A 22,575-nucleotide genomic window follows, 5' to 3' on the forward strand; every position below is an offset into this window, starting at 1 on the left:
ATATCTAAATTTTGCCGATTAGGGCCACGCGGGATTTTACTTCCCCGATAAGAAAACTTATCTTATTCCCACTTTTTCCAGGCAAACAGGTCAAGACCAAAGCACCAAAATTGGCTATGACCGGTTTGCTAACTCCTCGTTAGCTTGATTTCAGGATAATTATGAGCAAGAGCACCGCTGAGATCCGTCAGGCGTTTCTCGATTTTTTCCATAGTAAAGGTCACCAGGTTGTAGCGAGTAGCTCCCTGGTTCCGAATAACGATCCTACTTTGCTGTTTACCAATGCCGGGATGAACCAGTTCAAGGATGTATTCCTTGGTCTCGACAAACGTAATTATTCCCGTGCAACAACGTCCCAACGTTGTGTCCGCGCAGGTGGTAAACACAACGATCTGGAAAACGTCGGTTACACTGCCCGTCACCACACTTTCTTTGAGATGCTGGGTAACTTCAGCTTCGGCGATTACTTCAAGCATGACGCCATCAATTTCGCATGGGAATTATTGACCGGCGAGCAGTGGTTTAACCTGCCAAAAGACCGTTTGTGGGTCACGGTATACGAGACTGACGACGAAGCGTTTGAAATCTGGGAAAAAGAAGTCGGTGTTCCGCGCGAGCGCATTATCCGCATTGGCGATAATAAAGGCGGCGCTTACGCATCTGACAACTTCTGGCAGATGGGTGACACCGGTCCGTGCGGCCCATGTACCGAAATCTTCTTTGACCATGGCGACCACATTTGGGGCGGCCCTCCGGGCAGCCCTGAAGAAGATGGTGACCGCTATATCGAAATCTGGAACCTCGTGTTCATGCAGTTCAACCGTCAGCAGGATGGCACTATGCTGCCACTGCCGAAGCCGTCTGTTGATACCGGTATGGGTCTGGAGCGTATTGCCGCTGTGCTGCAACACGTTAATTCCAACTACGAAATCGACTTGTTCAGCAAGCTGATTCAGTCTGTTGCCAAAGTCACTGGCGCAACCGATCTGACCAGCAAGTCGCTGCGTGTTATCGCTGACCATATTCGTTCTTGCGCATTCCTGGTTGCTGATGGCGTTACTCCGTCGAACGAAGGCCGTGGCTATGTGCTGCGCCGCATCATTCGTCGTGCGATTCGTCATGGCAACATGTTGGGTGCGAAAGAAACCTTCTTCTACAAACTGGTTGGCCCATTGGTTGAAGTAATGGGTGCGGCGGGCGAAGAACTGCAACGCCAGCAAGCGCTGGTTGAGCAAGTTCTGAAAACTGAAGAAGAGCAATTTGCTCGTACACTTGAGCGTGGCCTGGCGCTGCTGGATGAAGAACTGGCAAAACTGACCGGCGACACTCTGGATGGCGAAACCGCTTTCCGCCTGTACGACACCTACGGTTTCCCGGTTGACCTGACAGCAGATGTTTGCCGTGAACGTAACCTCAAGGTAGACGAAGCAGGCTTTGAAGCTGCTATGGAAGAGCAACGCCGTCGTGCACGTGAGTCCAGCGGTTTTGGCGCTGACTACAACAGCATGATTCGCGTGGATTCTGCTTCTGAGTTCAAAGGCTACGATCACACCGATTTGACTGCGAAAGTCACCGCGCTGTTTGTTGACGGTAAAGCGGTAGAGCAAATTACTGCCGGACAAGAAGCGGTTATCGTACTCAACGAGACGCCATTCTATGCAGAATCTGGCGGCCAGGTTGGCGACAAAGGTGCGATTAAAGCGAACGGCGTAGATTTTGCTGTCAGCGATACGCAGAAGTATGGCCAGGCTATCGGCCATCTGGGCAAGTTAATTGCGGGCGTTGTGAAAGTCGGCGATAGCGTAAAAGCTGAAGTTGATGAAGAGCGTCGTTCTCGCATTCGTCTGAATCACTCTGCGACTCACTTGCTGCATGCGGCATTGCGCCAGGTTCTGGGCACTCACGTTGCGCAGAAAGGTTCACTGGTAAACGACAAAGGCCTGCGTTTTGACTTCTCTCATTTTGAAGGGATGAAACCAGCTGAAGTGCGTGCAGTAGAAGATATCGTGAACGCCCAGATTCGCCGCAACTTGCCAATCGAAACCAACGTCATGGACCTGGAGTCGGCTAAAGCGAAAGGTGCGATGGCCCTGTTTGGTGAGAAATATGATGATCACGTGCGTGTTCTGAGCATGGGTGATTTCTCAACCGAACTCTGTGGCGGTATTCACGCCAGACGTACTGGCGATATTGGCCTGTTCCGTATCGTTGCTGAATCAGGTACTGCTGCGGGTGTTCGTCGTATTGAAGCTGTTACGGGTGAGGGCGCGCTGGCAAATCTTCATGCGCAGAGCGAACAGTTGCAGGATATTGCGCAGTTGCTTAAAGGTGACAGCCAGAATCTGAATGAGAAAGTGCGTTCAGTACTGGAGCGTACCCGTCAGCTTGAAAAAGAATTGCAGCAGTTGAAAGAACAGCAGGCGGTGCAGGAGAGTGCAAACCTTTCCAGCAAAGCTGTCGATGTGAAAGGCGTTAAACTCCTTGTGAGTGAGCTTGCCAACGTTGAACCGAAGATGTTGCGTACCATGGTTGATGACCTCAAAAATCAGCTTGGCTCGGCAATTATTGTTCTGGCGACGGTATCAGAAGGCAAAGTTTCTTTGATTGCTGGTGTATCTAAAGATGTGACCGACCGCGTCAAGGCGGGGGAACTGATTGGAGTCATTGCCCAGCAAGTTGGAGGCAAAGGGGGCGGTCGTCCAGATATGGCTCAAGCAGGTGGTACAGACGCGGCAGCATTGCCAGGCGCTCTGGCCGGTGTGGAAGCCTGGGTCTCGGCGAAGCTCTAAGTAAAAAAATAAAGTGCAGACAGACGCCATAGCTCATTCAGGTTATGGCGTCTTACTAATTTGCACACACTCAATAATGATAAAGTCAGGTTAAAGTCCCGTATATCGGCTAGACTTAGTCATAACAGAATGTAGTGTCGTGGCCGTTCACACTTTATGTGTTTGTCACTACTTACTTTTTGGCGTATATGATGGAGAATGCCGGGATACAGAGAGACCCGACTCTTTTAATCTTTCAAGGAGCAAAGAATGCTGATTCTAACTCGTCGAGTTGGTGAGACCCTCATGATTGGGGATGAGGTGACCGTGACAGTACTTGGGGTAAAAGGTAACCAGGTTCGTATTGGTGTTAACGCCCCTAAGGAAGTTTCTGTTCACCGTGAAGAGATCTACCAACGTATCCAGGCTGAAAAATCGCAACAAACGAGTTACTAAAGTTACTGCGTCTCGCTAACCACTAGCGAGACGCTTCGTTTTACAGGCTTATTTTCTTCGCATTACCTCGCAATACCTCCCATGTTTCCTGTCATCATCATAAATTCTCACTTGCCCTAATCGCTTTCTTTTCGCCATTACCCCTATCTTGCTTGTTGATAAAACACTCTTTTTGCCGTGAATTCGCCCGAATTGTGTGTGAAGTGTGCAATTAAAAATTAGTTGGGAAAAATTGTTTGACTTATAAGTGCGGGAAAGTAATATGTGCGCCACGCAGTGCCGATGAGCAGAAACAAGTTCAACGGTACACCTCGAAAGAGGCGTGTGGTGAGGTGGCCGAGAGGCTGAAGGCGCTCCCCTGCTAAGGGAGTATGCGGTCAAAAGCTGCATCCGGGGTTCGAATCCCCGCCTCACCGCCATTTTGCACCCATAGCTCAGCTGGATAGAGTACTCGGCTACGAACCGAGCGGTCGGAAGTTCGAATCTTCCTGGGTGCACCATTCTTCCTCCTACCACGTAGCACTGGTAGTGTTCCAAAGAAAGGTAATTTCTTAGCGAGCAGCAGGGAGAAAAACGTTGCTCACGCAACGGCCCGTCAGGGCAAGCACCGCGAGTAACGCTCCGGATGCACCATCTTGTTGATGTTGTTTAGAACAACAAACAGCATTAAGTCAGCAGTAAAAGAAGTAATCCTGTGCACCCATAGCTCAGCTGGATAGAGTACTCGGCTACGAACCGAGCGGTCGGAAGTTCGAATCTTCCTGGGTGCACCATCTTCTTCGATGTTACGGCAAGTTCAGTGACATTGATTCAGAAGTCAAAGCAGTAACCCGATGCACCCATAGCTCAGCTGGATAGAGTACTCGGCTACGAACCGAGCGGTCGGAAGTTCGAATCTTCCTGGGTGCACCATTCTTTTTCGATGTTACGGCAAGTTCAGTGGCATTGATTCAGAAGTCAAAGCAGTAACCTGATGCACCCATAGCTCAGCTGGATAGAGTACTCGGCTACGAACCGAGCGGTCGGAAGTTCGAATCTTCCTGGGTGCACCATATTCCCCCCAAATACCAGCAATGGTAGCGCTTCAGAGAAATTCAATTTCTCAGCAAGCACAAGGGAAGATAACGTTGCTTCAGCAACGGCCCGAAGGGCGAGCCTTCGGCGAGTAATCCTCCTGGGTGCACCATATTCCCCCCAAGTTTTACCTCCTGAGTTTCAAAAACAAAATCCCCAGTAACACCACACAAAACCATTAGTTACCTTCTGAACTATCTCAATTACAAATAAGCGACAATATTATTGGTTTACGCTAAAGTAACGCCTCAATATTGTGTGATGTGAGGGATGAGATGTACGAACGTTACGACGGTCTGATTTTCGATATGGACGGAACCATCCTCGATACCGAGCCAACACATCGTAAGGCGTGGCGTGAAACGCTAGCGGGTTATGGTATGCAGTTCGACGAACAGGCAATGGTTGCGTTGAATGGCTCCCCAACCTGGCGTATTGCGCAGGCGATTATCGAACTCAATCGTGCAGATCTTGATCCCCACCGTCTTGCGCAGGAAAAAACGCAGGCCGTAAGAGCTATGCTTCTTGATACGGTACGCCCACTTCCCCTCATTGATGTCGTTAAATCCTGGCATGGTCGTCGGCCAATGGCCGTGGGAACAGGCAGCGAAAGCGATATTGCCGAGGCGCTGCTAAACCACTTAGGTTTACGTCAGTATTTCTCCGCAGTTGTCGCGGCCGATCATGTTAAAAATCACAAACCCGCTCCTGATACTTTTTTGCTATGCGCTGAATTAATGGGCGTTGCGCCGCAAAAATGTGTGGTGTTTGAAGATGCCGATTTCGGCCTCGATGCTGCGCGAGCGGCTGGAATGGATGGTGTGGACGTCCGTTTGCTGTGAGTGAGGCGCTTTCGCTTTTTTCGTTATTTACCAGCAGTTTTCTTAGCGCTACTTTATTGCCAGGAAGTTCAGAGGCGGTGCTGATTGCGCTATTAGTTTCAGGCTCAGGGCCGACCTGGTTACTCATCGTGATAGCAACAATGGGTAATAGCCTTGGAGGCCTGACTAACGTTATTCTGGGGCGGTTTTTCCCGTTACGGGAAACGTCGCGCTGGCACGGAAAGGCAAGTGCGTGGCTGGAGCGTTTTGGCCCGGTAACATTATTACTCAGTTGGATGCCTGTAGTCGGCGATCTGCTGTGCCTGTTAGCTGGCTTATTAAGAATGAGCTGGGGACCGGTAATCTTTTTTTTATGCCTTGGTAAAGCGCTTCGTTATATCGTTGTAGCGGCTGCAACGGTTCAAGGCATGGCGTGGTGGCACTAATTGAGTGGAATGATAATTATCACCCCCACCTAAAACAATTATGCTTAATAAAAATGAATTCGACAGGCGGGAGGTCAATTTGATCCCGAACGTATCACAGGCGCTGGCCTGGCTGGAAAAGCATCCTCAGGCAGTAAAAGGTATTCATCGTGGTCTTGAGCGTGAAACGCTACGAGTCACCCCAGATGGCCAGTTGGCAACAACCGGACACCCGGAAAGCCTTGGTTCAGCGCTGACACACAAATGGATAACCACCGATTTCGCCGAAGCACTGCTGGAGTTTATCACTCCAGTTGATGGCGACATCGACCATATGCTGACGTTTATGCGCGATCTCCATCGCCATACGGCCCGTGAACTGGGTGACGAGCGCATGTGGCCGTTGAGCATGCCGTGTTACATCAACGATGGTCAGAACATTGAGCTTGCGCAGTATGGCTCATCCAACAACGGTCGTTTAAAAACGTTATATCGTGAAGGTTTGAAAAACCGTTACGGTGCGTTGATGCAGACCATCTCTGGCGTTCACTACAACTTCTCGTTGCCGCTGGAGTTCTGGCAGGCACGTCTGGGCGTAGAAGATGCGCAGAGCGGTAAAGAAGCGATTTCTGCCGGATACTTCCGCCTGATTCGTAACTACTACCGTTTTGGTTGGGTCATTCCTTATTTATTCGGTGCATCGCCTGCAATCTGTTCATCCTTCCTGCAAGGGAAGGAAAGCGCATTGCCGTTTGAAAAAACCGAATGCGGCATGAATTACTTACCGTATGCGACTTCATTGCGCCTGAGCGATTTGGGTTACACCAATAAATCCCAGAGCAATCTTGGCATCACGTTTAACGATTTGGAGACTTATGTCGCCGGATTGAAACGTGCCATTAAGACGCCATCGGAAGAATACGAGCAGATGGGGTTAGAGAAGGACGGCAAGCGTCTTCAAATCAACACCAACGTGCTGCAAATTGAAAATGAACTCTATGCACCGATTCGCCCGAAACGCGTCACAGGGCCGGGTGAGTCGCCTTCTGATGCGCTGATGCGTGGCGGGATTGAATATATCGAAGTGCGTTCCCTCGATATCAACCCATTCTCGCCAATTGGCGTTGACGAGCAGCAGGTTCGTTTCCTTGATCTGTTTATGATTTGGTGTGTGTTGGCTGACGCACCTGAAATGAGCAGCGACGAATTGTTATGTACCCGCAAAAACTGGAATCGTGTGATTCTTGAAGGCCGCAAACCGGGCCTGACGCTGGGTATGGGTTGTGAAACTGCGCAACATCCGCTGCCAAAAGTGGGTAAAGATCTGTTTGCAGATTTACGCCGCGTTGCCGAAACGCTCGATGGCATTGCCGGAAATACAGAATATCAGGATGTGTGCGACCAACTGGTTGCTTGTTTTGACGATCCAGAATTAACGTACTCAGCACGTATTCTGCGGTCTATGATTGATAATGGTATTGGTGGTACAGGGCTTGCGTTAGCAGAGCAGTACCGTCAGGTTCTGGTACAAGAGCCGCTGGAGATTTTGACTGAAGAAGTATTACAGAAAGAGTGTGATGCTTCATGGCAGCGCCAGCGCGATATCGAGGCCAGTGATACTGAGCCGTTTGATGTCTGGCTTGAAAGTCACTCTTGATACAAAAGAAAAAGGCCACAATGAGTGTGGCCAAAATATTCATCTCTGAATCAGGGATGATGATAACAAATGCGCGTCTTTCATATACTCAGAGTAGCGTAGGAAAGAATGGTTCATTTTATTTTTAAAAAAAATCACTTATCGGAGGTTGTCAGATGCCGTTGTTGGATAGCTTCACCGTTGACCATACCCGCATGGGCGCACCAGCAGTGCGTGTGGCCAAAACGATGCATACGCCTCATGGCGATACTATCACTGTATTTGATCTGCGCTTTTGTATCCCGAACAAGGAAGTGATGCCAGAAAAAGGGATTCATACTCTTGAGCACCTTTTTGCTGGATTTATGCGTGACCACCTGAACGGGAATGGCGTAGAGATTATAGATATTTCACCAATGGGCTGCCGTACAGGCTTCTACATGAGCCTGATTGGTGTGCCTGAAGAGACTCGCGTTGCTGATGCATGGAAAGCGGCAATGGAAGATGTACTGAAGGTGAAAGAGCAAAACCAGATCCCTGAGCTGAACGTTTACCAGTGTGGTACTTACCACATGCACTCGCTGCAAGAGGCGCAGGATATCGCGCGTCATATCCTTGAGCATGGCGTGAGCGTAAACAGCAACGAAGAGCTGGCTCTGCCGAAAGAGACACTCAAAGAGCTGCACCTGTAGGTCGGATAAGCAACGCGTCATCTGACAATAATGAGTAAATGCAAAAAGGGGCCAATCGGCCCCTTTTGTATTTCTGACATTCTGTCTGACTTAGTGCGCTCCACCGCCGCCGCCACCGGCACCAAACGGTGGTTTGGCAAACCACACCAACCCCAACAGCAGAATAAAGACTCCCGCTGAGAACCAGAAAATCTCATTGGCCGAAATAATCAGCCCCTGGTTGGTAATCTGCTGCGCAATATAGCCAGAGGCTTGTTGCGGCGACATACCGAGATTTTCGAGCTGCGAATACATCTGCTGCGCATTCGGGTTAAATGGCGTGACCGACTCCGTTAACTGCGCGTGGTGCAACGCTTCGCGGTTAGTCCAAAGCGTCGTGGTTATCGACGTACCAATCGAACCGGCAAGGGTTCGGGTAAAGTTCGACAAACTTGATGCTGCCGCCATGCGCTCAGGCGGTAAACCGGAAAGGGTAATCGTCGTCAAGGGCATAAAGAAACAGGCCACAGCGAAGCCCTGAATGAATTGCGGCCAGGCTGACCCGCCAAAATCCATTCCCGGTTCAAAGGTATAAGCACGCCAGTAGAAACAGACGGCGTACATAATAAAGCTGAACGTCACCAGCCGCCGCATATCGAGCTTGTGAGCAAAGCGCCCGATAATCGGCGATAGCAGAACCGGAATGATCCCGACCGGTGCCGACGCCAGACCCGCCCAGGTTGCCGTGTAGCCATATACCTCCTGCAATAGCTGCGGCAGCAAAACAATTGCGCCGAAGTAGAGCATATAGGCGAGACTGATACACAGACACCCGATGGTAAAGTTTCGCGATTTAAACAGCGACAAATCAACGATCGGATTGTCGTCCGTCAGCTCCCAGACAATCAAGAAGCTTATCGCCACCACCGCGACGACAGTCAGAACCACCACTTCGGTTGAGTTAAACCAATCCAGCTCTTTACCACGGTCGAGCATGATTTGCAGGCTACCAATGCCCACAACCAACAGCGCAAGGCCGATGGCATCAATGCGACGATGCTCGGTTTTAGTTTCGCGCCCACGAAGCGTTTGCAGCGTCAGCAGAACCACCACCGCACCGATCGGCACGTTGATAAAGAAGATCCAACCCCAGTGGTAGTTATCACTGATATAACCACCGAGAATTGGCCCACAAATTGGCGCTACGATAACCGTCATCGACCACAGCGCCAGAGCGATACTTCGCTTAGCAGGCGGATAGTTGTTCAGCAGCAGACTTTGTGAGAGCGGAATCAACGGCCCGGCAACAATCCCCTGGATAACGCGGAAGAAAATCAGCATCTCCAGGCTTTTGGACACGCCGCATGCCCATGATGCCAACACGAACAGAATCGTTGACCACATGAACAGCTTCACTTCACCAAGGCGCTTGGCGAGCCACCCGGTTATTGGAATGGAGATGGCGTTCGCTACCCCAAACGAGGTAATAACCCAGGTTCCCTGGCTCAATGATGAGCCAAGGTTCCCGGCGATAGTCGGAATTGCCACGTTGGCGATGGTAGAGTCCAGCACCTGCATAAAGGTCGCCAATGACAAGGCGATGGTCATAATGACCAGTGGAGCACCTTCCAGCGGTTTCTGCTGTTTCATACAAGCTCCGCTTTGTTAACCCGCATTGGCCTGGATGATGTTATTGATAAGCTCGTTGGCAGGCGCAAGATTCAGCTCGCGCGCATTGCTTTCATACACCGGAGAGTGACGAGTTGTGTTTGCCAGCATACTGCCTTCGCGATTACTGGTATCCACAGTCACCAGCGTCGACAAACCGATACGCAGCGGATGTTGCTCAAGCTGCCTGGCATCCAGTTCAATACGCACAGGCAAACGCTGAACGACTTTGATCCAGTTACCCGTCGCATTTTGTGCCGGGAGCAAAGAGAACGCGCTGCCGGTGCCCATATCCAGGCCGACAACTTTACCGGTGTACTCAACTTTATCGCCGTAAATATCACTGACGACAGTCGCCGGTTGGCCGATACGCATATGCGCAAGTTGGGTCTCTTTGAAGTTTGCATCCACCCACAAACCGCTCGCAGGCACGATGGCCATCAACGGAGTCGTTGGGCTAATTTGCGCGCCAACTTGCACGACACGGCGTGAAACATAGCCGGTCATTGGGCTGACGATTTTGGTACGTTGCAGCGCCATCCAGGCATTACGCAACTCGGCTGCGGCCTGCTTAACGCTTGGCTGCTCTTCGAGTTTTGTGCCCAGGATCATCGCCTGATTGGCATTATATTGCTGAACGGCAACATCCAGTTGCGCTTGAGCCGATGCGACGGCATCACGGGCGTGTTGCAATTCCTCACGACCAATCAGGTTGGCATTCCCCAACGGTACGCGGCGATTCAGGTCGCTTTGAGCTTGTGCAAGAGAAGTCTTTTGCAGCTCAATATTGGCCTGATATTGCTTGCTGTTAATCATTAACTGACGTGTCTGACGAACACTTGAAGCCAACACGGTTTGTGCTTGCTCAAAGGCTTGCTCTGCATCAGCCTGGTCCAGCGTCACCAGCACATCGCCTTGTTTAACGAAGTCGGTATTATCAGCCCAAACCTTGGTTACGCTTCCGGAAACCTGGGACATTATCTGTACCTGATTACCGGCCACATACGCATCATCCGTATTTTCGTAGTGACGTAATACTAAAAACCAGTAAATCCCATATGCCACAGCAATAATGACAAACAGCAGGGTCAACAGGAGTAAGGCACCTTTACGTTTGCCTTTCTTGTTACCCGGCTGCTGCGGGGTTTGAGTCTCCGCATGTGCGCTCATGCTTATCTCCACACTTTTTTATTATAGTGATCGGCTGAGCCGACCTGTTAGACCCAACAGGCCAGCAAGGTGAGTTGCTGGCCTGTCGGTATTCATCTTTTTTGGGGCACTACGATTTCACGCGATGACGGCACTTAGCGCACGGCTTCAAGTACGGTCTGGTTCTCATCCATTTCATCCAGGCGGGTCAGCAGTTTGCGGGTAATATTTTCCAACTGCTCTTTCTCTGTACCGCTCAGTGAAGACCACAGCTCATGCAAGCAGCGGTGTTGCGGCGGTAACACCTGACGTAAGAATTCGTGACCTTTTTCGGTCAAATGCAGATGCAGGCAGCGGCGATCGTTATCGCTTTCACGGCGTTCAATCCAGCCACGCTTTTCCAGTTCATCAGCAATACGGGTCGCGTTGGTACGGGAAGAACCCAGAGCACAGCTCAATTCTGAAGGCTGAATGCTATGGCTTTCCTGCGACTCAAGAGTGATCAACGCCATAAATAGCGTCTCGTTAATCCCTTGAGCTTTCAGCATTTTATTGCGGTTTTCCAAAAGCTTGCCCTGCATATGCATGCACAGGCGGGTCAGAAGAACTTCCTGGTATGGGAATTCCTCGTAGCGTTTGGCGCGAAATTTTAGCATTTGTTCAATGGGCGTAAACGAACTATCCATTTTGGCATAACCTCATTAGTTGCGGTCGATATAATAACGATGGTGACAAATAAAGTAAATGTATTGTTTATACGTTTTTCATCGTCAGACGGTGATCACCATCATGAGTTTCCAGGTTAATCCATAACCCAGAGCACTTAATAACGTCGGGATAATAATGCTGCGAGTTTTGTAAAAGCTCAGCCCGAGAATGATAAATCCCATTAACGTCGGGACCAGACGCTGCGCGTCATGCATGATTTCAGGCACGCTGGAAACCACCAGCAAAGCGCAAATTGACGCAATGCCAATGCTATCGAGCAGAACACCTGTCGCCCCACGTTTTGCCGGGCGTGTCGAATTTGCCCGGATGCGCAGAGGCAAATAGCGAAACATATAGTTGGCAAAGCCGACCAGCAGACCCAGCAAAAGCACTTGTGTACTCATTCTGGTTCTCCCTGATAAAACGCCTGCACTAATGCCGCCAGGCATCCACACGCAATGCCCGCAAAAATCGCCGCAGGAATAGAAATCAGCGTGACGCCCAGTAATGCGCCCGCAAGCGAAGCGGTCACCGTCCATGACTGCTTACGCTGGAACGATGCCAGTAAGAAGCTCATAAAAAGGGCGGGTAACATAAAGGTTAACGCCGCTTCCACAGCAGGGAAGTTATCCAGCAAACCATTCCCGGACCATGAACCTAGCGCGGTGCCCAGTATCCACGAAAACCAGGAGCTGAATGCGATGCCGATCATCCAGTTTTCGCTCCAGCGGCGGTTATCGCGCACCAGTTTCGCAGTGGCTGCGGCAAAAACTTCGTCGGTCAGGCCAAAAGCCCAAATCGCGGTTTTAGGTTTGCTCAACTGACGGGGAATTCGTTGGCGCAGGGAAGGGCCGTATAAGACGTGGCGCACATCCATTGCCATTACTGTTAATGCGGCCACCCACAAAGAACTGCCAGCAGCCAATAATGCGGTAATCACAAACTGGCTGGCACCAGCATAAATAATGCAGGAGAAAAACAGGCTTTCAAATGGCGTGAATCCCAGCTTGGTCGCATTCAATCCAAATGCGAATGCTACCGGAATATAGCTGATGACAATCGGTAAACTGTCTTTCAGCCCTTCAACCCAGGTAGCATCGTTTTGTTTGTTATTTAGTGGAACTGTTGCAGGACTATCCATATTAACTATTTATCTATTTCTGACGTTAATGTCACTCGAATGAACAAACAGGGATAACCTTAACAGACTGGTACGACCCTTAATACCCCAAATTATCCGCAGGGTTTGTAAAGGATTAGTGGCATCACGGCTGACGGTGATAACCGCGCCACCACACTACCAAATTTAGTAGGGCAATGATGGCACCCGCCGCGCACACGCCATTCCATCCAGCATGTTGATAGGCGCTGGCAGAAATAATCGAACCTGCGGCCCCGCCAATAAAGTAGCTGGTCATATAACCGGCGGTCAGGCGATTTCGCGCGTCCGGCATCATGCGGTAGATAACGGTTTGGTTGGTGATGTGCACGCCCTGCACCGTTAAGTCCAGAACCAGAATGCCAATGATAAGTGCGATGATTGAATACTGCCCCATCGCGATAGCAATCCACGACAGCAACAACAGCACAAGCCCGATGGTCGTCGTAAGATGTGCTTTGCCTTTATCGGCAAAACCGCCCGCCGGACGCGCACCCAAAGCACCCGCCGCACCAGCCAGGCCAAACAGGCCAATCATCCCGTCCGAGAAGTTAAACGGCGGTGATGCCAGCAGAAATGCCATTGATGTCCAGAGAATGCTGAAGTTCGCAAACGTCAGGCAGCCCAACAATGCACGGGTACGCAATAGCGGGTTTTTGATAAACAGGCCGAATACCGAAGAGAGCAATTGCGGGTAATTCAGGTGCGTTTCAGACTTCACTTTCGGCAGTCCGCGCCACAGCGCTATAGCCATAAAGATCATGAGTACACTCGCCACCCAGTACACCGTCCGCCAGCCACCGAGACTTGCCAGTAATCCGGCAACAGTACGTGCCAGTAAGATGCCGAGCAACAGCCCGCTCATAATCGTGCCGACGACCTTGCCGCGCTTTTCTGGCTCGGCAAGCGTAGCCGCCAGGGGCACGAGAATTTGCGCCACCACCGAGAACAACCCGGTCAGTGCAGTGCCGAGGATCATCACCCACAGCGTTTGGCTTAGTGCCGTGATGACCATACCGCCAGCCGCCAGCAACGTCATAAACACAATCAGCCCGCGGCGCTCAAACATATCACCCAGCGGCACCAGCAGCAGTAAACCTGCGGCATAGCCAAGCTGTGCGGCGGTCACAATAAATCCGGCCTGATTGATGGAGAGCGAAAACGCATTCGCGATAGTGTCGAGCAGGGGTTGTGCGTAGTAGTTGCTTGCAACGGCCAGACCCGTGGCGATAGACATCAGGACGATGAGCGCTGGGCTAAGTCCCTGGGAGGTTTTATTCATTCTTATTCTTCGGTTGGAAATGACAGGACGGGAATAATAGCGAAAATTAATGGGATTAGGGGACGGATTGTGCGGTTTGATTTGATTGGAATGACTTGCCACTTTCCTTATCGCGCAGGGAGATCTGTGAGTATCGCTGAATTTCCGTTCACCCGCGCGTGCAGTTATCTCTTTAATTCCAGAAAACGGTGAACGTATCAAGGAGATAACGCCATCTCCTTGATAATCCTGGCGTCCGGCAAGTCAATCGCCGCTGCGCGGTAAACACCGTTTTTCACCCAACATTCGCGGTCGTTCGCGACTCGCTCCCGGCGATCGCTCACTCACGTGGTTCCAGACCACGTGACCCCGACTGATGAGTAAAAACCGGCGCGATTGAGGCCGGGATCAAGGTCAAAACCGGTTTGGCTTTTGACTTTAGCTTTTGAAGTTGACCTTTGAGTCCGGCATAAATCGCTTCCATTTTGACAGTAACGAGCGGGTCTCGTCGTCAGGAACGGCGAGAGGTTGTGAGCGCAGGGAGCGCGTCGCAACCGACCCAGGGAGTGAAAAGAAAAATGGAGGTTTACCGCGAAGCGGCGATTTAAACGCCGGGAGTCAGGGTTCTTAGGGTGACGACGGTGGTCACCCTAAGTCGTTCACCGTTTCGGTGATAACAGGGATCACTGAACGTTTAGTGAACGGAACCTTCTCTGCTTCGGCAAAGACTTACTTAACTGCCAGTGCCTCATTCACCCAGCCATCGAACTCGGCCTGGTGAGCTTTAATCCAGCCATCAACGTGACCCTGAATATCAGCTTCTGAAGCATGACCGCTGTGCATCATCGCATTCTGAGCATTAATATCCGCCAGCGGTAATTTCATCAGGCTGAACAATTTCGCGGCCTGCGGGTTTTTCGCAGCCCAGGCTTTGTTCGCCACAATGTGCATGGTATTCACCGGGAAACCGTAGTTCGCGCCATTCGGCAGTTTGGTATCAATGTCTTTTTGCTCACCCGGCAAAGAAGAGAACGGTACTTGCAACCACACCACATCTTTCCCCGGCTTGAGCACATCGCTTACCCAATATGGCGTCCAGGTGTAATACAGCACCGGCTTGCCTTCTTTGAAGCGCGCAATCGTGTCAGCCATCATGGCGGAATAGTTACCGTGATTCACCGTGACGGTATCAGCCAGTTTATACGCTTCGTTCTGGTGATTAATGACCGCTTCACAACCCCAACCCGGTGTGCAGCCCATCATGTCGGCTTTGCCGTCGCCGTTGCTGTCGAACAGTTTGGCGATTTTGGGATCTTTTAGCTGCTCAACATTGGTAATGTGATACTGGTCAGCGGTTTTTTTATCAATCAAATAACCCTGTGCAGCGCCGGTAACATACACACCTTCACGATAGAATTTCTTATCGCCACCCGCCGCGGCATACATATCGTCATGCAAAGGCTGCCAGTTCACTGCGGTAAATGTAGCATCGCCAGAGGCAATTGAGGTGTAACCGACGTTGTAATCGACTTCACTTGGCTTATTGACGGTGTAACCCATTTTTTCCAGCGCCCGGCTGACCAGTTCAGTCTGGAACGTTTCTTCAGAAATGGTGCTTTGAATGGGCTGAACGGTAATGCCTTTACCCGGCAAATCAGCAGCAAAAGTGGTGGTAGTAACGAGTGTGGCAAGAGCTGTAGCTAATAGAGTTGTGTGTCGCATCGTCGTTATTCCTGATTGTGGTGATGGGGCGAGGGGCGGCACGAATGCCGCCGCCAGGCTTATTTAATGAAGGGACGGGTCACTAAACCAATTGGACCTGAGTTGTACCAACGGCGGTTGCCACGGCTGCGTGAATCGCGGCCAATGGACTGAGTTAAGCGGTCGAGAATAATGGCAAGTATGACAATACCGACGCCGCCGACGGTCGCAAGACCCATATCGAGACGGCCAATCCCGCGCAGTACCATCTGACCCAGACCGCCAACGGCAATCATCGAGGCGATAACGACCATTGAAAGTGCGAGCATCAGCGTCTGGTTCACACCGGCCATAATGGTTGGCATTGCCAGCGGAAGCTGAACCTTGAACAGCATCTGGCGCGGGCTTGCGCCAAACGAGCGTGAAGCTTCAATCAAATCTTCCGGCACCTGCTTAATGCCCAGGATCGTCAGACGCACGATTGGCGGCAGGGCAAAGATAATCGTGACCACCACGCCCGGCACATTACCGATACCGAACAACATCACAATCGGCACCAGATAAACAAACGCCGGAGTGGTTTGCATCGCATCAAGCAATGGACGAATGATCTTCGCGGCACGTTCGCTGCGGGCAAGCCAAATCCCAAGCGGCAGGCCGATTATCATGCAGAACAGCAGGGCGGTGAGCACCAGCGCCAGCGTCACCATGGCTTGCGACCAGGCACCAATCGCGCCAATCGCCACCAGCGAAACCAGTGTTGCGATACCCATCCCGAGGCTCGACATCTGCCACGCAATCAGCGCGAACAAAATGATGGCGACGGGGGCCGGCATGCCCAGCAAGAAGTGCTGGAAACCGCTCAGGATGTAATCCACCGGGACGCGGATCCCCTGGAACACCGGGCGGAAATGCATAACGACCCAATCGATGCCGCTTGTCACCCAGCTATCGAGCGGAATAAGCGTCTTATGAAAGGGATCGAGAATATTAAAATGCTCGGCTTGCGGAGCAGGCGCTGAATTCAGCCAGTCTGCGCTGCTGCTTGCTGCGGGTGTTGAAGCGGCCTGGCTTCCCCACGCATCGGCAGTTGAAGCCGCTTGTTGTGTTGTTGCGTCGGCAGCCGCTGCGCTGCCGGTATCCCACGGATTTGATGCACTCATTGACTTACCCCTTCACGATCTAACGCCTGTAGCAGCACCCCTTTTGAGATGATGCCCACGTACTGACTCTCTTCCCCAATAACCGGAACCGCGCACGGAGCCTGGCCGACATGGGTAAGTAAGTCACTCAGTGACGTTTCTGCGGAAACGGCCGCAGGAGATTCGAGGTAAGCTCCATCCAGACCTTCACCCTTAGCGAGTGCGGCTTTCAGAGAATCGGTTGAGACAATGCCGAGGAATTTTTGCCCGCGCTCGATGACATAACCATATTCACGGTCTTCATCCTGGAGCAGTTTAAGTGCAGAACGAGGACCAAAACCTGCGGTTTTACGCAACAGCCCTGCCGGGCTACGACGGGCAATATCTTTGGCACTAAATACCTGGCTAATATCCACACCACGGAAGAAGGTGCGCACATAATCGTTCGCCGGGTTATTCAGAATTTCATCCGGTGTCCCGACCTGCACCACTTCGCCGCCCTGCATAATGGCAATTCGGTCGCCAATACGCATCGCTTCATCCAGATCGTGAGAAATAAATACAATGGTACGCTGATGTTTCGCCTGCAATTTAATTAACTCGTCCTGCATTTCAGTACGAATTAAAGGATCAAGTGCGGAGAAGGCTTCATCCATCAATAATATATCCGGATTAATAGCCAAAGCACGGGCCAAACCCACACGTTGACGCATACCACCAGAAAGCTCATCAGGGTAAGCATGGGAATAATTTTCAAGCCCCACCTGACGTAACGCATCAAGCGCTTTTTCCTGACGTTCTTTAACCGGGATGCCAGCTAATTCCATGCCGAATGCGGCGTTATTTAACACCGTCATATGGGGCATCAGAGCAAATGACTGGAATACCATAGAGATTTTATTTTTGCGGACTTCACGAAGTTCTGCGTCGGATATTTTAGCAATATCAACGCCGTCAATGAGTACCTGCCCACGGGTTGGTTCAATCAGGCGATTGAGAAGGCGAACCATGGTGGATTTACCGGAACCCGATAACCCCATGATGACAAAAATCTCGCCTTCTTCAATGGCCAGACTGGCGTCTTTTACGCCAAGCGACAGCCCTGTTTTCTCCAATAATTCAGACTTTGAAATACCTTTCTCTATATATTTGAATGCACGCTGTGGATGCTCGCCAAATACCTTATATAAATTCTTTACTTCAAGTTTAATTGCCATGCAATAAAGTTATTCCTGTATTTATATATTTATACACAATTCCTGATGGAAATATTCACTGCATATACCCTAACATACTCAGAATCTGAGACAACCCTCGATTTCCGATATATCCAATATCCATGTGGCTTGAGTGGGCAGAATTTCCCATGAGTAAAGGGCTGAGGGCAAATCAGAGAAAGATGATATTTTTTGTAAGCGGATGGGGAATTCGGTTGAATGAGAGGCGATCATCAATAATATGTAGGGTGGATAAGCGACAGCGTCATCCACCAATTTTTACATTTATTAATGTCGGATGACGCGATGCTTATCCGACCTACATTAAGGTTATATGCTTATTTAAAAATCCCAATCCTCATCAGCGGTTTCCACCGCTTTCCCCATCACATACGACGAACCTGAACCTGAGAAAAAGTCATGGTTTTCATCTGCATTAGGCGAAAGAGCGGCCAGTATCGCCGGGTTAACCTCTGCCATTTCTGGTGGGAACAGCGCGTGATAGCCCAGGTTCATCAATGCTTTATTGGCGTTGTAGCACAGGAATGCTTTCACCTCTTCTTGCCAGCCCACGCCACCATATAGCGCATCGGTATACGCCACTTCGTTATCGTAAAGATCCATCAGCAAATCGAGGGCGAAATTCTGTAACTCAGTCTGGCGTTCAGCGCTTTGTTGGGTCAGCACTTTCTGGAATTTATAGCCGATATAATAACCATGCACCGCTTCGTCGCGAATAATTAAGCGAATGAGATCTGCGGTGTTGGTCAGCTTGCCGCGACTCGACCAATACATCGGCAAATAAAAGCCTGAATAAAAGAGGAATGACTCCAGAAATACACTGGCGATTTTCTTCTTCAATGGGTCATCGGCATGATAATGGGCGAGGATAATTTGTGCTTTGCGCTGCAAGGGTTCGTTCTCTTCACTCCACGCATAAGCCGCATCCACATCTTTGCTCTGGCAAAGTGTCGAGAAAATCGAACTATAAGAACGCGCGTGCACCGCCTCCATAAAGCTGATGTTCGACAATACCGCTTCTTCATGTGGCGTAATCGCATCACTCATCAGTACCGGCGCGCCAACCGTATTCTGAATCGTGTCGAGTAACGTCAGGCCGGTAAACACGCGAATAGTGAGCTGCTGCTCATCGTGACTTAATGATTGCCAGGCCGGAATGTCATTCGACAACGGCACTTTCTCTGGCAGCCAAAAATTACTGGTCAGGCGATTCCAGACTTCGAGGTCTTTTTCATCCTCAATAATGTTCCAGTTGATGGCGCGCACGCGGGTTAACTGATTCATCTTCTCTCCTTATAAAGCGCAGGACACGCAGCCCTGGACCTCTGTTCCTTCCAGCGCCATCTGGCGTAAGCGAATGTAATACAGTGTTTTAATGCCTTTTTTCCAGGCGTAAATCTGCGCCTTATTAATATCGCGGGTGGTGGCGGTATCACGGAAAAACAGCGTCAGCGACAAGCCCTGGTCGACATGGCGCGTGGCCTCGGCGTAGGTATCGATGATTTTTTCCGGGCCGATGTCATACGCATCCTGATAAAACTCCAGATTGTCATTGGTCATAAACGGGGCGGGGTAGTAAACACGCCCGGTTTTGCCTTCTTTGCGGATCTCAATACGCGAGACAATCGGGTGAATGCTCGAGGTCGCGTGGTTGATATAAGAGATAGAACCGGTCGGCGGAATGGCTTGCAAATTCTGGTTATACAGCCCGAACTCCATCACATCATCACGCAACTGCTGCCACTGCTCGCGGGTGGGAATGGCGACTCCGGCCCTGGCAAATAAAGCGCGCACTTTCTCGGTTTTTGGCTGCCAGTTTTCTTGCAGATATTGGTGGAAATATTCACCACTGGCATAACGCGATTGCTCGAAGCCTGCGAAGCGCTGTTTACGTTCGCGAGCCAGCAAATTCGAGGCGCGGACGGCGTGCCATGTGACGGTGTAGAAATAGAAGTTAGTGAAATCCAGCCCTTCCGTCGAGCCATAAGCAATGCCTTCCCGGGCCAGATAACCATGCAAATTCATCTGCCCAAGGCCGATGGCGTGGGACGCGGCATTTCCGGCTTCAATCGACGGCACCGAGCGAATGTGGCTCATATCAGAAACCGCCGTCAGGCCGCGAATCGCGGTTTCGATGGTCCTGGCAAAATCAGGCGAGTCCATGGTGTGAGCGATATTCAGCGAGCCGAGGTTACAGGAAATATCCTTCCCAACTTGCGCATAATCGAGATTTTCGTCGTACGTCGATGCGCTATTAACCTGGAGAATTTCCGAGCATAAATTGCTCATGTTGATGCGGCCAGCAATCGGGTTTGCACGGTTTACCGTATCTTCAAACATGATGTACGGATAGCCAGATTCAAACTGAATTTCCGCCAGGCGCTGAAAGAATTCGCGGGCATTAATAAAGGTTTTGCGGATGCGCTCATCCGCCAGCATTTCTTCATAGCATTCGCTAATCGAAATATCGCTATAGGGCTTGCCGTAAATCCGCTCGACATCGTAAGGCGAAAACAGCGCCATCGGCTGATTATCTTTAGCCAACTGGAAAGTGATATCTGGGATCACAACACCTAGCGAAAGCGATTTAATCCGGATTTTTTCGTCAGCGTTTTCGCGCTTGGTATCGAGGAAACGCAAAATATCCGGGTGATGGGCGTGGAGATAAACCGCCCCCGCGCCCTGGCGAGCACCCAGTTGATTAGCATAAGAAAATGCATCTTCTAGCATTTTCATCACCGGGATCACGCCGGATGACTGGTTTTCGATGCGTTTAATCGGCGCGCCCACTTCGCGTAAATTTGAGAGTAAAAACGCTACGCCTCCACCGCGTTTTGAAAGCTGCAACGCAGAATTTACCGCACGCCCAATGGACTCCATATTGTCTTCAATACGCAGCAAGAAACAGGAAACCAGCTCACCACGCTGCATCTTTCCGCAGTTAAGAAATGTCGGTGTCGCAGGCTGAAAGCGTCCGCTGAGCATTTCATCCATTAATTGCACAGCCAGCTTTTCGTCACCCTGAGCCAGCGTTAACGCCACCATACACACACGGTCGGGGAAGTGTTCCAGATACTCTTTGCCATCGTAAGATTTCAGCGTGTAGCTGGTGTAATACTTCCACGCGCCGAGGAAAGTCTGGAACCGGAACCCACTGTGGTGTGCTTTCTCAAACAGGCCGACCACAAAACTTCTCGGGTAGCGTTGCAGTACCGCATTGTCGTAATAGCCCTCAGCCACCAGACACTCCAGGCGCGCCTGCGGATTGGCAAACTGGCGCGAGCGGGGCAGCACATATTGCTGATGGAATTGCTCCACCGCCAGGTGGTCTTTCTCGAACTGAATGCGCCCCTGGGAATCATAAAGATTCAGCATGGCGTTGAGCGCGTGATAATCCGCGCTTTCGTTCGCCGTCAGGCGGATAGCTTCTGTCGTTGCCAAAATTCGTTGACTCCCTTACGCACGTTTTCAATGTCCTGGTCGGTGCCGAGTAACTCAAAACGATAGAGATACGGCACCTGGCATTTTTGGGCTATCACATCGCCCGCCCGGCAAAACCCTTCGCCGAAGTTTCGATTACCGCTGGCGATGACGCCGCGCAGTAATGCCCGATTGTTGGGGTTATTTAAAAATCGGATCACCTGCGCGGGTACGGCCCCGGCAATTCCGCCACCGCCATAACTCGGCACAATCAGGATGTAAGGCTCCGTCACTTCCAACCGTTGTTTGAAATCCAACGGAATGCGCAACGCGGGCAATCCCAGGCGTTCGATAAAACGCAGAGTATTTTCCGAGGTGCTGGAGAAGTAGACGAGATGACTCATGCTGTGGCTCGGGTTTGCAGGCGGTTAATCATATCCGGGCGAAATCCGCTCCAGCTTTCCTGCTCGGTGATCACAACCGGCAACTGGCGATAACCCAAAGCACGCAAATCGTCGGCCGCCTCCGGGTTTACGTCGAGATTAATCATCTCAAACGTGAACCCACGGCTTTCGATAGCACGCCTGGTAGCATGGCACTGAACACAGTCATTTCGAGTGTATATGGTAATGCGCATGATTCTTATTCTCTCTGTGGTTGAGAATATGAATACTAGATGTGGGCGAGAAAATTATCAACCATACAAGATATAGTATTTTTAGATAAGGGAGGAATTGGCTCTCACCACAGCTTTCTCCCCCTGAGAGGGAGAAAACCGAGCGCGTATCCCTCCCCAGGGAGCTGTCTCTTAGTCACATCTCTGTGAGTCGCGGGACAGTTCCGTTCACCCGGTGTTCAGTGTTTTATATAGCCACTGAACCGGTGAACGACTTAGGGTGGCCACCGTCGCCACCCTAAGAACCCGGACTCCCGGCAAATCAATCGCCGCAAGCGGTAAACCTCCATTTTGCCTCCGTGTCCAGGTCGGTTGCGATTCGCTCCGGGCGATCGCGCCCTCCAGCCGTTCCCGACGGCTGGACCCGGCCACCTGGAGTCAAAATGGAGGCGATTGAAGCCGGAACCAGAGGTCAACGTCAAAACCGAAAGATCACACCGAGCCGGTTTTGACCTTGTTCCCGGTATAAATTGCCCCAGTGTTCCCCATAAGTCAGGGTTGAGCTGCCGGGAGCAGCGAAAGAGAGCGATCGTCGGGAACGAATCGCGAACGACCCTGATGTTGGGGATAAGCTGGGGTTTACCGCGCAGCGGCAATTTAAT

Annotated in this window: 20 protein-coding genes and 5 tRNA genes; 11 read left to right on the forward strand and 14 right to left on the reverse strand. The window is 51.0% G+C overall.

What is annotated here, in order from left to right; all coding sequences use genetic code 11:
- Positions 1-161: 161 nt before the first annotated feature.
- From alaS to luxS, 11 genes are all read left to right on the forward strand, one after another.
- The gene (gene alaS, locus DY231_RS04965) at positions 162-2,789 is read left to right on the forward strand and encodes an alanine--tRNA ligase (protein ID WP_115627499.1); all 2,628 of its coding nucleotides are present in this window, start codon (positions 162-164) and stop codon (positions 2,787-2,789) included.
- Positions 2,790-3,038: 249 nt separating this feature from the next.
- A complete protein-coding gene (gene csrA / locus DY231_RS04970) occupies positions 3,039-3,224 on the forward strand; it encodes a carbon storage regulator CsrA (RefSeq protein WP_013574027.1) in 186 nt (61 codons plus the stop codon).
- A gap of 326 nt (positions 3,225-3,550) precedes the next feature.
- A tRNA-Ser gene (locus DY231_RS04980) sits at positions 3,551-3,643 on the forward strand.
- 4 nt (positions 3,644-3,647) lie between these two features.
- A tRNA-Arg gene (locus DY231_RS04985) sits at positions 3,648-3,724 on the forward strand.
- Positions 3,725-3,920: 196 nt separating this feature from the next.
- A tRNA-Arg gene (locus tag DY231_RS04990) sits at positions 3,921-3,997 on the forward strand.
- A 62-nt stretch (positions 3,998-4,059) separates the two neighbouring features.
- Positions 4,060-4,136 (forward strand) — tRNA-Arg (locus DY231_RS04995).
- 63 nt (positions 4,137-4,199) lie between these two features.
- Positions 4,200-4,276: transfer RNA gene (locus tag DY231_RS05000), tRNA-Arg, on the forward strand.
- A 297-nt stretch (positions 4,277-4,573) separates the two neighbouring features.
- On the forward strand, positions 4,574-5,140 hold the full coding sequence (yqaB, locus tag DY231_RS05005; protein WP_115627500.1) for a fructose-1-phosphate/6-phosphogluconate phosphatase: 567 nt from the start codon (positions 4,574-4,576) through the stop codon (positions 5,138-5,140).
- On the forward strand, positions 5,137-5,565 hold the full coding sequence (locus tag DY231_RS05010) for a YqaA family protein (RefSeq protein WP_115627501.1): 429 nt from the start codon (positions 5,137-5,139) through the stop codon (positions 5,563-5,565). Before yqaB ends, DY231_RS05010 begins: the two co-directional genes overlap by 4 nt.
- Before the next feature lie 79 nt (positions 5,566-5,644).
- Positions 5,645-7,201 (forward strand): glutamate--cysteine ligase, encoded by a 1,557-nt coding sequence (gshA, locus tag DY231_RS05015; protein WP_115631768.1) that lies wholly within the window; start codon positions 5,645-5,647, stop codon positions 7,199-7,201.
- Between the two features lie 155 nt (positions 7,202-7,356).
- Positions 7,357-7,872, forward strand: coding sequence for an S-ribosylhomocysteine lyase (gene luxS / locus DY231_RS05020; RefSeq protein WP_115627502.1), 516 nt, complete (start codon positions 7,357-7,359; stop codon positions 7,870-7,872).
- A gap of 90 nt (positions 7,873-7,962) precedes the next feature.
- Here luxS and emrB read toward each other — a convergent pair whose 3' ends face one another.
- The 14 genes from emrB to nrdH form a co-directional block, all read right to left on the reverse strand.
- Complete coding sequence (gene emrB, locus DY231_RS05025) at positions 7,963-9,501, reverse strand: multidrug efflux MFS transporter permease subunit EmrB (RefSeq protein WP_034497913.1); 1,539 nt, start codon at positions 9,499-9,501, stop codon at positions 7,963-7,965.
- Between the two features lie 15 nt (positions 9,502-9,516).
- Positions 9,517-10,689, reverse strand: coding sequence for a multidrug efflux MFS transporter periplasmic adaptor subunit EmrA (gene emrA / locus DY231_RS05030; RefSeq protein WP_115627503.1), 1,173 nt, complete (start codon positions 10,687-10,689; stop codon positions 9,517-9,519).
- Positions 10,690-10,823: 134 nt separating this feature from the next.
- Complete coding sequence (gene mprA, locus DY231_RS05035) at positions 10,824-11,354, reverse strand: transcriptional repressor MprA (protein ID WP_034497909.1); 531 nt, start codon at positions 11,352-11,354, stop codon at positions 10,824-10,826.
- 84 nt (positions 11,355-11,438) lie between these two features.
- On the reverse strand, positions 11,439-11,780 hold the full coding sequence (gene ygaH, locus DY231_RS05040; protein ID WP_115627504.1) for an L-valine transporter subunit YgaH: 342 nt from the start codon (positions 11,778-11,780) through the stop codon (positions 11,439-11,441).
- On the reverse strand, positions 11,777-12,517 hold the full coding sequence (locus DY231_RS05045) for an AzlC family ABC transporter permease (RefSeq protein WP_115627505.1): 741 nt from the start codon (positions 12,515-12,517) through the stop codon (positions 11,777-11,779). Before DY231_RS05045 ends, ygaH begins: the two co-directional genes overlap by 4 nt.
- A gap of 124 nt (positions 12,518-12,641) precedes the next feature.
- A complete protein-coding gene (locus DY231_RS05050; protein ID WP_115627506.1) occupies positions 12,642-13,817 on the reverse strand; it encodes an MFS transporter in 1,176 nt (391 codons plus the stop codon).
- 197 nt (positions 13,818-14,014) lie between these two features.
- Positions 14,015-14,140 (reverse strand): hypothetical protein, encoded by a 126-nt coding sequence (locus DY231_RS25345; RefSeq protein ID WP_256682641.1) that lies wholly within the window; start codon positions 14,138-14,140, stop codon positions 14,015-14,017.
- A gap of 385 nt (positions 14,141-14,525) precedes the next feature.
- Positions 14,526-15,518, reverse strand: coding sequence for a glycine betaine/L-proline ABC transporter substrate-binding protein ProX (gene proX / locus DY231_RS05055; RefSeq protein ID WP_115627507.1), 993 nt, complete (start codon positions 15,516-15,518; stop codon positions 14,526-14,528).
- A 59-nt stretch (positions 15,519-15,577) separates the two neighbouring features.
- Positions 15,578-16,660 (reverse strand): glycine betaine/L-proline ABC transporter permease ProW, encoded by a 1,083-nt coding sequence (gene proW, locus DY231_RS05060; protein ID WP_115627508.1) that lies wholly within the window; start codon positions 16,658-16,660, stop codon positions 15,578-15,580.
- Positions 16,657-17,856, reverse strand: a complete 1,200-nt coding sequence (proV, locus tag DY231_RS05065; RefSeq protein WP_034497895.1) for a glycine betaine/L-proline ABC transporter ATP-binding protein ProV — start codon at positions 17,854-17,856, stop codon at positions 16,657-16,659. Before proV ends, proW begins: the two co-directional genes overlap by 4 nt.
- Before the next feature lie 342 nt (positions 17,857-18,198).
- Positions 18,199-19,161: a class 1b ribonucleoside-diphosphate reductase subunit beta gene (nrdF, locus tag DY231_RS05070; protein WP_115627509.1), complete on the reverse strand. Its 963-nt coding sequence runs from the start codon at positions 19,159-19,161 to the stop codon at positions 18,199-18,201.
- A gap of 9 nt (positions 19,162-19,170) precedes the next feature.
- A complete protein-coding gene (gene nrdE, locus DY231_RS05075) occupies positions 19,171-21,318 on the reverse strand; it encodes a class 1b ribonucleoside-diphosphate reductase subunit alpha (RefSeq protein WP_115627510.1) in 2,148 nt (715 codons plus the stop codon).
- Positions 21,291-21,701 (reverse strand): class Ib ribonucleoside-diphosphate reductase assembly flavoprotein NrdI, encoded by a 411-nt coding sequence (nrdI, locus tag DY231_RS05080; RefSeq protein WP_115627511.1) that lies wholly within the window; start codon positions 21,699-21,701, stop codon positions 21,291-21,293. The genes nrdE and nrdI overlap by 28 nt, the downstream gene beginning before the upstream one ends.
- The gene (gene nrdH, locus DY231_RS05085; RefSeq protein WP_034497886.1) at positions 21,698-21,934 is read right to left on the reverse strand and encodes a glutaredoxin-like protein NrdH; all 237 of its coding nucleotides are present in this window, start codon (positions 21,932-21,934) and stop codon (positions 21,698-21,700) included. Before nrdH ends, nrdI begins: the two co-directional genes overlap by 4 nt.
- Between the last annotated feature and the right edge of the window lie 641 nt (positions 21,935-22,575).

The sequence above is a fragment of the Buttiauxella agrestis genome, from assembly GCF_900446255.1.
GTDB lineage: Bacteria > Pseudomonadota > Gammaproteobacteria > Enterobacterales > Enterobacteriaceae > Buttiauxella > Buttiauxella agrestis.